Source organism: Novosphingobium sp. BL-S-20, assembly GCF_055521635.1.
Window position 1 is genome coordinate 1,217,025 of record NZ_CM145494.1, and the last position, 15,064, is coordinate 1,232,088.

Sequence of the window (15,064 nt, forward strand, 5' to 3'; positions counted from 1 at the left end):
CGTTTTTTATTGCCGCCGGTCTGTTAACGACTTGGGGTGAAGTCGCTTTGCTCGGACAAGAATCGGTTAACGCGAAAGCCCTTGAAGGCGTCCGCGTTAACGTTTGATTCGCAAACTGTTAACGATTTCAGTCTTCGCCGTGGCCCATGGCTAGGTAATCGGCGCTCTGCATCTCGTTGAGACGGCTGACCGTGCGCTCGAATTCGAAGCGGCCGTCGCCGGCTTCGTAGAGATCTTCCGGCGCCGCATCGGCGGCTGCGATCAGCTTGACTTTGTTCTCGTAAAGGGCGTCGATCAGCGTCACGAAACGTGCGGCCTCGTTTCGGCGGTCGGGCCCCATCTTCGGAATCCCCATGATGAGGACCGTGTGATAGGCGCGGGCGATCGCGAGATAGTCCGCCGCGCCGCGGGCTTCGCCGCAGAGGCGCTTGAAGCTGAACACGCCCACGCCCTTGAGGCTCTTGGGCACGTGTAGCATGCGTCCGCCGCCCACATCGATATCGGCAGAAGGCACGTGCTCGCTGTCTTCCGGCGGATAGTCGGTCAGACGGTAGAAGACCTCGCGCGCCTGCTCCGTGGCGTGCTCGCCCAGCGGATGATACCAGGTGGCCATGCCCCCCAGACGGTGGAGGCGGTAGTCGGTCGGGCCGTTGAGCGTCAGCACGTCCAGTTCCTTCTCGATCAGGTCGATGAAGGGCAGGAAATGCTCGCGGTTGAGGCCGTTCTTGTAGAGGTCCTTCGGCGCCCGGTTCGAGGTGGTGACGATCGTCACCCCTTCGTCGAGAATGAGGTGGGTGAACAGCCGGCTCATGATCATGGCGTCGGCGGAATTGTTCACCACCATCTCGTCGAAGGCGAGAACGCGCACGTTGCGGGCGATGGTCGCCGCGACCGGCGGGATCGGGTCGCCGCTTTCCTTGCGGCGTTCCTCGCGCAGCAGCGCGTGGACTTCCAGCATGAAGGCGTGGAAGTGGATGCGGCGTTTTTCCTCAATGTCGAGGGTCTGGTGGAACAGGTCCATCAGCATGGACTTGCCACGCCCGACGCCGCCCCACATGTAGAGGCCGCGCGGAGAGGGGGCCTTCTTGCCCAGCAGCTTGCCGAACAGGCCGGTGGACGTCCGCGCCTTGTAGATCTCGCGCTGGAGCTGGTTCAATCGCTCCGCGGCGGCGGCCTGTTCCGGATCGGAACGAAGCTCGCCGGTCGCGACCAGCGTTTCGTAGCGTTCGAGCATCGCGGTCATTGCACGCCTACCTTGAAGGGACGGCCTGCGGCGAGGGCGGGTTCGAACGACACGGGGTCAGCGCGGTTGAGGGAGGTCGGGTCCGAAGACTCAGACCTGACGCTCGGCCTGCATCTTCTTGATTTCGGCGATCGCACGCGCGGGCGAGAGGCCCTTGGGGCAGACGTTCGCGCAGTTCATAATCGTGTGGCAGCGGTAGAGGCGGAAGGGATCTTCCAGCTCGTCCAGGCGCTCACCGGTCATTTCGTCGCGGCTGTCGGCCAGCCAGCGATAGGCCTGGAGCAGGATCGCCGGGCCGAGGAACTTGTCGGAATTCCACCAGTAGCTCGGGCACGAGGTCGAGCAGCAGGCGCAGAGGATGCACTCGTAGAGGCCGTCCAGCTTTTCGCGCTGTTCGGGGCTCTGGAGGCGTTCCTTGCCCGAAGGCGTGGTCGAAACCGTTTGCAGCCAGGGGCGGATCGAGGCGTACTGCGCGTAGAAGTGCGTGAAGTCGGGGACGAGGTCCTTGATCACTTCCATGTGCGGCAGCGGGGTGATGCGGATATCGCCCTTGAGGTCCTCGATCGCGGTGGTGCAGGCGAGGCCGTTCTTGCCGTTCATGTTCATCGCGCAGGAACCGCAGATGCCTTCGCGGCACGACCGGCGGAAGGTCAGCGTCGAATCGAGTTCGTTCTTGATCTTGATGATCGCGTCGAGAACCATCGGGCCGCAGTTGTCGAGGTCGATCTCGAAGCTGTCGTAGCGCGGGTTTTCGCCCGAATCCGGATCGTAGCGGTAGACGGTGAACTTCTTGACGCGCGTTGCGCCTTCAGCCTTGTGAACCTTGCCCTGCTTCTTGATCTTGCTGTTGGCCGGGAGGGTGAAGCTCGCCATGAAGAAATCCCCGTGATCTTGCACTGCGGCACGAACCGCGACTGTGAATGTCCCCTTAGCGATTCAACCGCGTGGGGCAAGGGCCAGAGTGCGTATGATAGCGGTTTCGTGGCCTCAGGGTGTTGCAAATCGGTCCCGCGGGATTGCGGCAGGCGAACGATTCCCGGTGTGAGGCAAATGAATCGCGGGCGATCGAAACGCGGAGCTGGATAAGAAAAGGCCCCGCACGTTGCCGTGCGGGGCCTTTGATCGGCTGGTTTGGAGGAGGGCGGTTTTAGCCGCCCTCTCACCGTCAGTGTCCGGCCATCAGTTGCCGAAGGTGCGCTGCCACCAGCCGCGACGCGGGGCCGAACCATCGTCCGAAGACTCGGCTGCGACGGTCTCGTCGTTGGCGGGGGCTGCGACCACCGGCTCTTCGGCTGCCGGTTCGGCAGTGGCCTTGGCGGCAGCCTTGGGCTTGGCCTTCGTCGCAGTCTTGCGCGCGGGCTTGACGGGGGCTTCCGTAGCCTCGGCAGTGTCGGCCTTGCGGGCGCGGGTGCGCTTCGGCTTGGCAGGCGCTTCCTCGGCGGCCGGAGCTTCTGCAGGTGCTTCGGCCGTTTCCTCGACCTTCTTGCGGCGGGTGCGCTTCGGCTTGGCCGGAGCCTCTTCCTCGGCAGTCGGCGCTTCGGCGACCGGAGCTTCGGTTACGGCTTCGACCGTCTCGGCCTTCTTGCGGCGGGTGCGCTTCGGCTTGGCCGGAGCCTCTTCCTCGGCAGCCGGCGCTTCGGCGACCGGAGCTTCGGTTACGGCTTCGACCGTTTCGGCCTTCTTGCGACGGGTGCGCTTCGGCTTGGCGGGGGCTTCCTCGGCCTCGACGACCGGTTCGGCGGCAACCACCACTTCGGCGACGACTTCGACGGGTTCCTCGGCTTCGGTCACGGTTTCGGCCGATTCCTGGCTGCCGTTCTCGCCGCCTTCACCGTTCTCGTCGCGACGTCCGCGCCGACGACGACCGCCACGGCGACGACGCTTGCGCGGTGCCTCCGATTCGTCGCCTTCCGCGGCAGGAGCGAATTCGCCGTCGGTTTCGGCTTCCGCTTCACCGTCTTCGGCTGCGACGTCGCTTTCGCCCTCAGCTTCGAACTCGGAAGCCTCTTCCGAGCCGTTCTCGTCACGGCGACCGCGACCCCGGCGACGCTTCCGACGCTTGCGGCGCGAGCCGCCTTCATCGTCCTCGTCACGGGTTTCGCCGCGGGATTCGCCCCGGCCGCGCGGTTCTTCGCGCTCTTCTTCCTCGAACTCTTCCTCTTCGTCGATGAAGTCGTCCTCGACGTCTTCGGCGATCGGATCGAAGCGCGGCACGAACTCATTGCGCGGGCCGGACGAGATCACGCGCATCTTCGCGCCTTCGTTCTCGCCTTCGGGGATCACTTCGACAGTGACGCCGTAGCGGTCCTCAATGTCGGCAAGGTCGGTGCGCTTGGCGTTGAGCAGGTAGATCGCCGCTTCGGTCGAGGCGAAGAGCGAAACCACGACGCCCTTGCCCTTGGCTGCTTCGTCCTCAATGAGGCGCAGCGCCGAGAGACCCGCCGAGCTGGCGGTGCGGACGAGGCCGGTGCCGTCGCAGTGCGGGCAGGAGCGGGTGGTCGCTTCCAGCACGCCGGTGCGCAGGCGCTGGCGGCTCATTTCCATCAGGCCGAAGCTGGAAATGCGGCCGACCTGGATGCGGGCGCGGTCGTTCTTGAGCGCTTCCTTGACCGCCTTCTCGACCTTGCGGACGTTCGAGCCGTACTCCATGTCGATGAAGTCGATCACGACCAGGCCGGCCATGTCGCGCAGACGCAGCTGGCGAGCGATTTCGGCAGCGGCTTCGAGGTTGGTGGCAACCGCCGTCTGCTCGATCCCGTGCTCCTTGGTGGCGCGGCCCGAGTTGATGTCGATCGAGACGAGCGCCTCGGTCGGGTTGATGACGATGTAGCCGCCCGAACGCAGCTGCACGACCGGGTCGTACATCGCGGTCAGCTGGTCTTCGGCGCCGAAGCGCTGGAACAGCGGGACGGGATCGGCGTAAGGCTTAACCTTGCGGCCGTGGCTGGGCATCAGGAGCTTCATGAAGTCCTTGGCGGCGTGGTAACCGGCCTCGCCCTCGACGATCACTTCCTCGATGTCGCGGTTATAGATGTCGCGGATGGCGCGCTTGATGAGGTCGCTGTCCGAATGGATCAGCGCCGGGGCGGCCGAACGCATCGTCTGTTCGCGCAGCTCGTCCCAGAGGCGGGCGAGGTAGTCGAAGTCGCGCTTGATCTCGGTCTTGGTGCGCTGGAGGCCCGCCGTGCGGACGATGCAGCCCATCGAGCGCGGCAGGTCCATTTCGGCGATGATCGACTTCAGGCGCTTGCGGTCCGAGGCCGAGCTGATCTTGCGGCTGATGCCGCCGCCATGGCTCGAATTCGGCATGAGCACGCAGTAGCGGCCCGCGAGGCTGAGGTAGGTGGTGAGGGCCGCGCCCTTGTTGCCGCGCTCTTCCTTGACGACCTGCACCAGCAGCACCTGGCGGCGGTGGATCACGTCCTGGATCTTGTAGCGGCGGCGCAGCGCCATGCGCTTGGCGCGCAGTTCGTCGGCTTCCTTCGAGCGACCGCCGCTGCGGCCACCCTGGCGGCGACCGCGACCACGGCGGCCACGGCCACCGTTTTCTTCCTCGGAGGCTTCTTCGTCAGCGGTTTCGAAGCCGTTCTCGACGGCGCCGTCCTCGATCGTGGCGACCTGGTCCTTCTCGGACGTGTCGACTTCGGTCAGGCCGCCGTCGTCGTAGCCTTCGCCGCCGTCTTCGTCCTCGTCATCGCCTTCCGAAGCGCGCAGCGCGGCTTCTTCCTCGGCATGGGCGGCTTCTTCCGCCAGCAGGGCCTCGCGGTCCTCCTTGGGGATCTGGTAATAGTCGGGGTGGATTTCGCTGAAGGCCAGGAAGCCGTGGCGATTGCCGCCGAAATCGACGAAGGCCGCCTGGAGCGAAGGTTCCACGCGGGTGACCTTCGCCAGGTAGATGTTGCCCTTTATCTGCTTCTTGTCGGCCGATTCGAAATCGAACTCTTCAATGCGATTTCCCTTGAGTACCGCCACCCGCGTTTCTTCCGGGTGGCGCGCATCGATGAGCATGCGCGTTGCCATTGTGTATTCTCCGTGCGCGCTCTGCCCTGGCCGGATCAGCCGGGGCGGCGCGTGTCTGTTCGATGAAGCCCGCCGTGAGGACATGAGGCCTGCCGGATGCGGCAAGGCCTGCCTCGAAACGGCCTGTCTCCAAGCGGGCATGGGTAAGTTGTGAAACGGGGCAATCCAGCGCCCCGAGTGCGACGGTTTTTCTGTCTGCCGCGCCGGAGGGCGCGGGGGTGCCTGCGGTCTTGCGGCGGAGTGCCGAGAGACGTGCGGGCGTGTCTGCGAGCGGAAGTGCGCGTGGCGATTTCGGACACGCGAAGAATTGCGCCCACACCGCCACCGCCCGTTCGGGCGTCGGCTGGCAAGGCGGCAATTGGCTTCTCATCTCTCGCGTCAACCTGTTCGATCCGGAACGAATTTTCCGGTTTTTGACGGCCGGGACTTGGCCTTGTCGGTCTTGGACTTGGCCTTGTCGGTCATGCGTCGGTCCTGCCCGGCGCCGTTCGAAGCGGCGTCTTTCCGGAATGCGAGAACCGAGGCTTTTTTATCCCGGGTCGGAACGGCCTAGCATTCAAGACACTGTACGGCAAGTTCATTGCCGAACTGTGTGTCATATCGCTTCCGGAATTGCCGCCAGAGGCGTGAAATCGGGGGAAAAGCGCGTCGTGGCGGGATTGCGGGGCGGGTGGTGGAATCCTAGTCAAAGGCCATGTCGCGCCCGATCCAGCTCGCCATGATCCTGTCGGCGCCTCTGGCGCTGGTGATTGCGTTGTGGGTGCTTGGTCCGCGTTTCGTGCTCTCGCCGCGCGATCTCGATTACGTCGTCCGTTTCGACCTGCCCGACGGCAACATGCCGGTGGACCTGCCGCGCATCGATGGTCCGCCCGACGCCAGCCGCCCGCTCGTGGTGATCGACGCCGGGCACGGCGGTTTCGATCCGGGCGCGGGGCAGGGCGACCTCAAGGAAAAGACCGTGGCGCTGCGGATCGCCACCGCCTTGCGCAACCGCCTGCTCGAAAGCGGCGGCATCCGCGTGGCGCTGACCCGCGATGCCGACCGCTTCATCGCCTTGCCGGACCGGCCCGACATCGCGCGCCGTCTCGGCGCCGACCTCTTCGTGTCGATCCATGCCGACAGCGCCGATGCCGATTCCGCGCGCGGTGCCAGCGTCTACGTCCTTTCGGAAAAGGGATCGAGCGAGGCAGCTGAGCGCTTTGCCGCGCGGGAAAACCAGGCCGGGCGGGTCAACGGCGTGGCGCTGGCGCAGACCAGCCAGACGGTCGGCGCGATCCTGCTCGACCTGTCGCAGCGCGGCACGCAGGCAGGGTCGACGCAAGTGGGCGAGCTGGTCCTGCGCGAGATGCGCGGCGCCGGGCTCGGCCTGCACCGCGACGAAGTCCAGACCGCCGCGCTCGCCGTGCTCAAGGCGCCGGACATTCCCTCGATTCTGTTCGAGACCGGCTATATCAACAACCCGGCGGATGCCGAACTGCTCGGCTCGCGCAAGGGGCAGCAGGCGCTGGCCGATGCTGCCGCCCGCGCCATCCGCGCCTATTTTGCGCGCAAGGTGGGCGCTTGAAACGGAACTGCTGGCAGAGCCAGCGCTGCGACGAAAAGAGTGCCGGGCGTCTGGCCTTGCCGGAAAAGGGCGTGCTAGGACCGCGCGACCGGAGCGGCTCAGTCTCCGATTAATCTGTTGTTGCCGCATTTTCCGGGCGCTCGGGTGTTTCCACCTGACCTCGAAATGCTCTAGAGGGCAGTCGAAATGACCGACGAGATCATCGACAACGGCGCCGAGCAGCCGCCCGAGGACGCCCACTATCGCATCCATCGCGGCGCCGGTTCGCGCTTCACCCGGCCCTTCGCCGCATTCGGCGGGGCCTGGCGCGAGCGCAAGTGGCTCCGGCGTTTCACCTATGTCGGCGGGGTCGGCCTCGTCGCGCTGGGCGGGCTATGGGTTGCCTTCACGCATGACCTGCCGGACGCCAGCAAGCTGCTCGAATACCAGCCGCCGCTGCCGACCATGGTGCGCGGCGTCGATGGTGCGATCGTCTACAGCTATGCCCGCGAACGCCGCGTGCAGCTGCGCTACGTCGATTTCCCCAAGCCGCTGATCGATGCCTTCCTCTCCGCCGAGGACAAGACCTTCTGGACCCACGGCGGCGTCGACGTGACCGGGCTTGCCGGCGCGGTGGTGGACTATGCCGCCAAGCTCGGCACCGGCGGCCGCGCGCGCGGCGGTTCGACGATCACCCAGCAGGTCGCCAAGAACATCCTGATCGGCGACGAATATTCCGTCACCCGCAAGCTCAAGGAAATGGTGGTCGCCCGCCGGATCGAGAGCGTGCTGAACAAGCAGCAGATCCTCGAACTCTATCTCAACGAGATTCCGCTCGGCCGCCAGAGCTTCGGCGTGCAGGCGGCGGCCCGCGCCTATTTCGGCAAGGACGTCGACCAGCTCCAGCTTCATGAGGCGGCGTTCCTGGCGATCCTGCCCAAGGCGCCGGAACGCTACGGCCGCAAGCAGTACGAGGGCATGGCGATCGAGCGCCGCAACTGGGTGCTCGACCAGATGGTGACCAACGGCTGGGTCAGCCGCGCCGATGCCGATGCTGCCAAGGCGCAGCCGCTCGGCCTGATCGCCCGCCGGGTGGAGACCTACCCCACCGGCAATGGCTACTTCATCGAGGAAGTGCGCCGCCGCCTGATCGAACAGTATGGTGAGAAGGCCGAGGACGGTCCGAACAGCGTCTATGCCGGCGGCCTCTGGGTGCGTACCTCGCTCGACTACCAGATGCAGGACGCGGTGCGCGATGCCTTGCGCGCGGGTCTGCTGCGCTATCAGGGCGCGCGCGCCTGGTCGCGGCCGATCGCCCATATCGACGACATGAGCACCTGGCAGTCGCAGCTGATCGTTTCCAACAAGACGATCGACTACAAGGACTGGCGCGTCGGCGTGATCCTCGACCGCAGCGGCTCCACCGGGCGGATCGGCTTTGCTGACGGCAATATCTCCACGCTGACCAACATTTCCGAACTCGCCAAAGTGGGCGATCTCGTGGCCGCCGCGCCGGTGTCCTCGGGCACTTATGCGGTGCGGACGATCCCCGAAGTCTCGGGCGGCATGGTCATCGAGCAGCCCGGCACCGGCCGCATCATGGCGATGCAGGGCGGGTTCGATTCCGGGCTCGATTCCTTCAACCGCGCGGTTCAGGCCGAGCGTCAGCCCGGCTCGACGATCAAGCCCTTCGTCTATGCCACCGGCCTGCAATACGGCATGACCCCGGCGACGCAGGTGCTCGACAGCACCTTCTGCGTCTATCAGGGCGGTTCGCTGGGCAACAAGTGCTTCCGCAACTTCGGCGGCGAGGGCGGCTCGGGCAGCCACACGATGCGCTGGGGTCTCGAACAGTCGCGCAACCTGATGACCGTGCGCATCGCCAACGACACCGGCATGAACCGCGTGGTGAAGACCTTCAAGACGGTCGGCATCGGCGACTACAAGCCCTACCTCTCGTTCGCGCTCGGTGCGGGCGAGACGACGGTTTCGCGCATGGTCAACGCCTATTCGGCGCTGGCGAACAACGGCGTGCAGTTCGCCTCCTCGCCGATCGACTACGTGCAGGACCGCAATGGCAAGGTGATCTGGAAGTCCGACAACCGCCGCTGCGATACCTGCAACATGCCCGAGTGGGACGGCAAGCCGATGCCGCGCATCCAGCGGCGCGGCAAGCAGGTGCTCGATTCCGGGACCGCCTATCAGGTGGTGCACATGCTCGAAGGCGTGGTGACGCGAGGTACTGCGGTCACGCTGCGCGACCTCGGCATTCCGATGTTCGGCAAGACCGGCACGACCAACGGCCCGACCGACGTGTGGTTCGTCGGCGGCACGCAGGACTATGTCGGCGGCGTCTACCTCGGCTACGACACGCCGCGCTCGCTGGGCGGCTATGCCCAGGGCGGCCGCATTTCCGCGCCGATCTTCAAGCAGGTGGTCCAGGCCACCAAGGAGCGCTGGGGCACGCAGCCCTTCGTCGCGCCTGCCGGTATCCGCATGGTGCGGATCGACCGTGTCAGCGGCAAGCAGGTCATGGGCGCGGAGCCGGGCAACGATCCCAAGTCCGCGGTGATCTGGGAGGCCTTCAAGCCCGACACCGAACCGCGCCAGTATTCGCCGGAGGATGAGTTCGCCCGCCGCCGCGATGCCCTCGTCGCGCAGATTCGCGGGGTGCAGGAATCGCGCCAGGCGGCGGCTGCGGCGCGGGCCGGAGACGTGCAGGACTTTGCCGAGCAGCAGGGCGGCGTCTACTGATCCAGGGTTCGGGTCGGCGTGGGGGCGCTTCGGCGCCGCTCCGCCATCACACCGGCGTAAAGGCGTGGTTGCGGAACAGCGCGAGCGCGTCTTTCGCGGTCATCGGGCGGCCATAGTAATAGCCCTGGATCTTGCGGCAGCCGAGCTTGCGGATCATCTCGACTTCCTTCTCGGTCTCGGCGCCCTCGGCGGTCGTCGACATGCCGAGGCTGTCGGCCATGGCCACGACGGCGCGGACGATCGCCAGGCTTTCCGCATTGCCGGTGGCCGCGCCCTGCACGAAGGAACGGTCGATCTTGATGGTCGAGAAGCGCAGCTTGCGCAGATAGCCGAGCGAGGAATAGCCGGTGCCGAAATCGTCGAGCGCCACCTTGCAACCCAGCGCCATGATCTTTTCGAGCGCCGAGCGGGCGAGCGTGGCATCGCGCAGGAAGATGCTCTCGGTCACTTCCAGCTCCAGCCGCGCGGCGGGTAGCCCGCTCTCGGTAAGGGCCGAGACGACGCCGGTAACGAAATTCGGATCGAGCAGTTGCTCGCCCGAGACATTGGCAGCGACGCGCACATGGTCCGGCCAGTTCATCGCTTCGCGGCAGGCTTCGCGCAGCACCCATTCGCCGATCGGGAGGATCAGCCGGGTATCCTCGGCGAGCGGGATGAACTTCACCGGGCTGACGGCGCCGTGTTCGGCGCTGTTCCAGCGCAGCAGCGCCTCGAAGCTGACGACGGTCTCGTTCTGCGCATCGACGACCGGCTGGAAGTGCAGCGCGAATTCCTTGCGCTCCAGGGCGGTGCGCATGGCCGATTCCAGCTTGCGCCGCTCCTCGGCATGGGCATGGTGCGCGGGTTCATAGGAGAAGTGCGCATTGCCGCCATCGTCCTTCGAGCGGTAGAGCGCGAGGTCGGCATTGCGCATCAGCGTCTCCACCGCCTCGCCGTCGCGCGGGCCGATGGCCGAGCCGATCGAGGCGCCGACGAACAGCGTGTGATTGTCGATCTCGTAGGCCTGCGACAGGCTCTGGATCACGCGCTGCGCGACGCGTTCGACATAGCCGAGGTCGGAAGCGTCACGGACGACGATGGCGAATTCGTCGCCGCCGAGACGGCCGCAGACCTCGCGTTCGGTCATCTGTTCCTTGAGCCGCTCCGCCACGCGGGCGAGCAGCTGGTCGCCGACGTGGTGGCCGAGCGTGTCGTTGACCGCTTTGAAGCGGTCGAGGTCGATCATCAGGAAAGCGCAGCGCAGGCGCCACTGCGCGGCATGGGACAGGGCCTCGCCCAGAGCCTCTCCCAGCATCAGCCGGTTGGGCATGCCGGTGAGCGGATCGTAGCGGGCGAGCCAGGCGATCTTGTCGGAATTCTCCCGCGCTTCGGTGACGTCGGAGCCGACGCCGCGAAAGCCGTCGAACTGGCCGTTCTCGTCGATCTGCGGGGTGCCGGAAAGCTCCCACCAGCGCGCCCTGCCGCCGATGGTGACGCGGACCAGCAGGTTGGAAAACTTCTCGCGGCGCTTGAGGCGCTCGGCAAGGTCGTGGAGGCTGGCGGGGAAATCGCCGGTTTCCCAGTCCGCTCCCGCGATGAGCTGGAGAAACGAAAGGCCCTCGATCTCGCGCGCCTGCTTGCCGAGCGCAAAGGCGAAGCGCGGGGAGACGGCGCGGACGCGGCGGGCGGGATCGGTTTGCCAGAGCCAGTCGGCCTCGCCATCCTCGAATTCGCGCAGGAGCAGCGAGACCACTTCGTCGCGCTCGACCATGCCCGCTTCGGCGACTTTCCCGGTCAGGAACTGCCGCGCGGACTGGATCACGCCAGCGACGAGGACGGCGATGAAGGCGGAGGCGACGAGTGCCATGTCGATCAGGCCTACCAGCAGAAAGCAGAGGATGGCAGAGCCGCCGACAAGGCCTGTGAAGACCAGCGTGCCCAGCGGTATGCCGGGGATCAGCACGGCGAAAGCCGTCATCAGCATCGCGATCACGGTCCAGAGCTTGACCTGGACCTGAGGATCGAGAAACGGCCCGAAACCGCAGACCGGGATCGACCAGACCAGCCCCTTGAGCAGAGTGGCGGCGATGTAGGCGCGGGTCTCGCCGGGATGCAGGCTGCGGCTTTCGACCGCGGAAACCATTCGGTCGATGCGGGCGCCGTACCAGACCGACGCACAGACGAGCATGGCCCAGGCCAGCACGAGGGTCAGGTCGAGGCGCGGCGCCAGCAGTGCGACTGCGGCCAGCATCGCCGCCAGCTGCGTGGCAGCACGTGCGACCGGCGCCCGGCCGAGGCAGGAGTACTGGATGCCCCGCAGGCGCGCCCAATCTCCTTCCGCCGGCTGGTGCAGCCCGAGGATCGCGGAGACCGGCAGCTCCTTCGGGAGCGGTTGAATGGCGTGGGGCCGCTTTCTCACATTTCAGGGCTTACCGAGCGAAGGGTTATCGCCCGGTAAACCATAGGGCATTTCCGCGATGGGAGGAAACACCCCTGCGACGGAAGAAAACCGCCGATACGGTGCTATTCGACGGTGACGCTCTTTGCGAGGTTGCGCGGCTGGTCGACGTCGGTGCCCTTCACGCAGGCGACGTGATAGGCCAGGAGCTGTACCGGCACGGCATAGACCAGCGGCGCGATCAGCGGGTGGACGCGCGGCATCTCGATCGTGGCGATGCAGCCTTCTCCCGCTTCGGCAATGCCTTCGGCGTCGGAAATCAGCACGACCTTGCCGCCGCGCGCGCGCACTTCCTGCATGTTGCTGACGGTCTTCTCGAACAGCGGGCCGGAAGGGGCGAGGACGATCACCGGCACCGCCTCGTCGATGAGCGCGATGGGGCCGTGCTTCATCTCGCCGGAGGCATAGCCCTCGGCGTGGATGTAGCTGATTTCCTTCAGTTTCAGCGCGCCTTCAAGGGCCAGCGGATAATCCGGACCGCGCCCGAGATAGAGCACGTCGCGGGCAGGGGCGATGAGGTGTGCCATGGCGGCGATCTCTTCGTCGAACGCGAGCGCGGCGTTGAGACTGGCGGGGGTTTGCAACAGGTGCTGGACGACTTCGGTTTCCTCGGCCCGGTCCATCCGTCCGCGCTTGACCGCGAGATGGGCGGCGAGCGCTGCCAGCACGGCTAGCTGGCACGAGAAGGCCTTGGTGGAGGCGACGCCGATTTCCGGTCCGGCATGGGTCGGCAGCAGCAGGTCCGCCTCGCGCGCCATCGTGCTGGTGGGCACGTTGACGACGACGGCGATGGTCTGCCCGGCCGCCTTGCAGTGCTTCAGCGCGGCCAGTGTGTCCGCCGTCTCGCCCGATTGCGAGATGAACAGGGCAAGGCCGCCCGGCTCCAGAACGGGATCGCGGTAGCGGAACTCGGACGCCACATCGATGTCGACCGGCAGGCGGGCGAACGTCTCGATCCAGTACTTTGCGACCATGCCCGCGTAGAAGCTGGTGCCGCAGGCGACGATGGTGATGCGCTTGATCGCCGAGAGGTCGAAATCGATCTGCGGCAGGGCGACCGACTGGTCCACCTGGTGGATGTAGCTGCGCAGGGTCTGCGCCACCACGGTCGGCTGCTCGAAGATCTCCTTCTGCATGAAGTGGCGGTAGTTGCCCTTCTCGATGGCGACCGCCGAGGCGCCGGAGGAGACGATCTCGCGCTCCACCGGGTTGTTGTCGGCATCGAAGATCCGCGCGCCTTCGCGGGTGATGACCACCCAGTCGCCTTCCTCAAGGTAGGAGATGCGCTGCGTCAGCGGGGCGAGGGCAAGCGCGTCCGAGCCGAGGTAGGTCTCGTCCTCGCCATAGCCGACGACCAGCGGCGAGCCGAGGCGGGCGCCGATCAGCAGGTCCGGGTGCTGGCGGAAGGCGATGGCGAGGGCAAAGGCGCCGCGCAATTGGGGGAGGGCAACCTTCACCGCCTCTTCCGGCGACAGCCCGGCCTCGACCTGCTCCGAAACGAGGTGGGCGACCACTTCGGTATCGGTCTGGCTCTCGAAAGTGCGGCCGCGCGATTCGAGGGCTTCGCGCAGCGGCTTGAAGTTCTCGATGATGCCGTTGTGGACCAGCGCGAGGTGCTCGGTCGCATGTGGGTGGGCATTGGCGGCGGTGGGGGCGCCGTGCGTGGCCCAGCGCGTGTGGGCGATGCCGATCAGGCCCGGCGCGGTATCGCGCGCGAGTTCGTTCACGAGGTTGATCAGCTTGCCCTGCGCGCGCCGGCGGATCAGCTGGCCGTTCTCGACCGTGCAGACGCCCGCGCTGTCATAGCCGCGATATTCCATGCGGCGCAGGCCGTCGACGAGCCGATCCGCGACCTGTTCCTTGCCGACGATGCCGATGATTCCACACATGCGCTTGAAGTACCTTGTTCGAGACGGAATTTGCCTTGCCGTTACACCGATAATGGTTGGCGTTTGGTGGCGCCACCATGAAGGCTTGGTAATGTGTGCAAAGTGGTAGGACTTGAGAGGTAATCCCTCTCTCAGTCGTCGCCGCTGAGCAGGGCGCCGATGCCGCTCACCGCGCCGAGGCCGAGCAGGGTGCTCTCGCCGCGGTTCTGCCCGCCGTAAGGCACGGCGGCGGCCATCATCCGTCCCGCGAGGCGCGAGAAGGGCAGCGACTGGATCCAGACCTTTCCGGGACCGCGCAGGCGGGCGAAGAACACGCCTTCGCCGCCGAAGATCATCGACTTGACCGAGCCTGCGCGCACCACGTCGAAGTCGATGCCCGACGTGAAGGCGGCGACGCAGCCGGTGTCGATGTGGAGTTCCTCACCCGGTGCCAGCGTCTTTTCGATCACGGTGCCGCCCATCTGCACGAAGACCCAGCCGTCGCCTTCCAGGCGCTGCATGATGAAGCCTTCGCCGCCGAACAGGCCGGTCATGATCTTCTGCTGGAAGTGCACGCCGATGGAAACACCGCGCGCGGCGCAGAGGAAGGCGTCCTTCTGGCAGATCAGGCGGCCGTCCACCTCGTCGAGCTTGATCGGCACGATCGAGCCGGGGATCGGGGCGGAAAAGGCGACTCGCGCCTTGCCGCGACCCTCATGGGTGAAGACCGTGGTGAACAGGCTCTCGCCGGTGACGAGGCGCTTGCCCGCGCCCAGCAGCTTGCCCATGAAGCCGCCGCCCTGCTGCTCGGAACCGTCGCCGAACACGGTGGACATGGCGATGGAGGAATCTTTCCACACCATCGCGCCGGCTTCCGCCACGGCGCTTTCGCCGGGGTCCAGCTCGATCTCGACGAACTGGAGTTCCGCGCCCTTGATCTCGAAATCGACATCGTCGGCGATGGCGGAATTGCGGCTGTGGCTCCAGGGACTGTTCGACATGGGAAACTCCGGCAGGCAGGAAAGATCGGTTGCCCGCTATCTGGGATTCGTGAAAGTTCTTGTCAAATTGCGCCTGTCGGATAGTCTATCTGTTTCGACGAACACTGTTCCGACGAAAATCGCCCGGCAAATACCCTATGGGGTCACGACTGGGGCGTGATCGGTGTTCCTGGAGAGGATAACACCGATGAACTTCAC

At 65.9% G+C, this 15,064-nt stretch carries 8 protein-coding genes; 2 read left to right on the forward strand and 6 right to left on the reverse strand.

Features of this window, described 5'->3' with window-relative positions; translation table 11 throughout:
* Window positions 1–127: 127 nt before the first annotated feature.
* From zapE to ACZ1II_RS13640, 3 genes are all read right to left on the reverse strand, one after another.
* Window positions 128–1,243 carry a cell division protein ZapE gene (zapE, locus tag ACZ1II_RS13630; RefSeq protein WP_465146920.1) on the reverse strand — a complete coding sequence of 372 codons (1,116 nt, stop codon included), beginning with the start codon at window positions 1,241–1,243 and terminating at the stop codon, window positions 128–130.
* Window positions 1,244–1,333: 90 nt separating this feature from the next.
* Window positions 1,334–2,116 (reverse strand): succinate dehydrogenase iron-sulfur subunit, encoded by a 783-nt coding sequence (locus ACZ1II_RS13635; RefSeq protein WP_465146921.1) that lies wholly within the window; start codon window positions 2,114–2,116, stop codon window positions 1,334–1,336.
* Window positions 2,117–2,422: 306 nt separating this feature from the next.
* Window positions 2,423–5,263, reverse strand: a complete 2,841-nt coding sequence (locus ACZ1II_RS13640; protein ID WP_465146922.1) for an Rne/Rng family ribonuclease — start codon at window positions 5,261–5,263, stop codon at window positions 2,423–2,425.
* 694 nt (window positions 5,264–5,957) lie between these two features.
* Between ACZ1II_RS13640 and ACZ1II_RS13645 the strand changes: the two genes are divergently transcribed.
* Together ACZ1II_RS13645 and ACZ1II_RS13650 are read left to right on the forward strand one after the other, a co-directional pair.
* The gene (locus tag ACZ1II_RS13645) at window positions 5,958–6,827 is read left to right on the forward strand and encodes an N-acetylmuramoyl-L-alanine amidase family protein (protein ID WP_465146923.1); all 870 of its coding nucleotides are present in this window, start codon (window positions 5,958–5,960) and stop codon (window positions 6,825–6,827) included.
* Between the two features lie 186 nt (window positions 6,828–7,013).
* Window positions 7,014–9,560: a penicillin-binding protein 1A gene (locus tag ACZ1II_RS13650; RefSeq protein ID WP_465146924.1), complete on the forward strand. Its 2,547-nt coding sequence runs from the start codon at window positions 7,014–7,016 to the stop codon at window positions 9,558–9,560.
* Between the two features lie 46 nt (window positions 9,561–9,606).
* On the opposite strand, the gene ACZ1II_RS13655 is transcribed toward ACZ1II_RS13650, so the two are convergent.
* The 3 genes from ACZ1II_RS13655 to ACZ1II_RS13665 form a co-directional block, all read right to left on the reverse strand.
* Window positions 9,607–11,958, reverse strand: coding sequence for a putative bifunctional diguanylate cyclase/phosphodiesterase (locus ACZ1II_RS13655; protein ID WP_465146925.1), 2,352 nt, complete (start codon window positions 11,956–11,958; stop codon window positions 9,607–9,609).
* Between the two features lie 104 nt (window positions 11,959–12,062).
* The gene (gene glmS, locus ACZ1II_RS13660) at window positions 12,063–13,886 is read right to left on the reverse strand and encodes a glutamine--fructose-6-phosphate transaminase (isomerizing) (RefSeq protein WP_465146926.1); all 1,824 of its coding nucleotides are present in this window, start codon (window positions 13,884–13,886) and stop codon (window positions 12,063–12,065) included.
* A 131-nt stretch (window positions 13,887–14,017) separates the two neighbouring features.
* Window positions 14,018–14,866 carry a TIGR00266 family protein gene (locus ACZ1II_RS13665; RefSeq protein WP_465146927.1) on the reverse strand — a complete coding sequence of 283 codons (849 nt, stop codon included), beginning with the start codon at window positions 14,864–14,866 and terminating at the stop codon, window positions 14,018–14,020.
* Window positions 14,867–15,064: the final 198 nt, after the last annotated feature.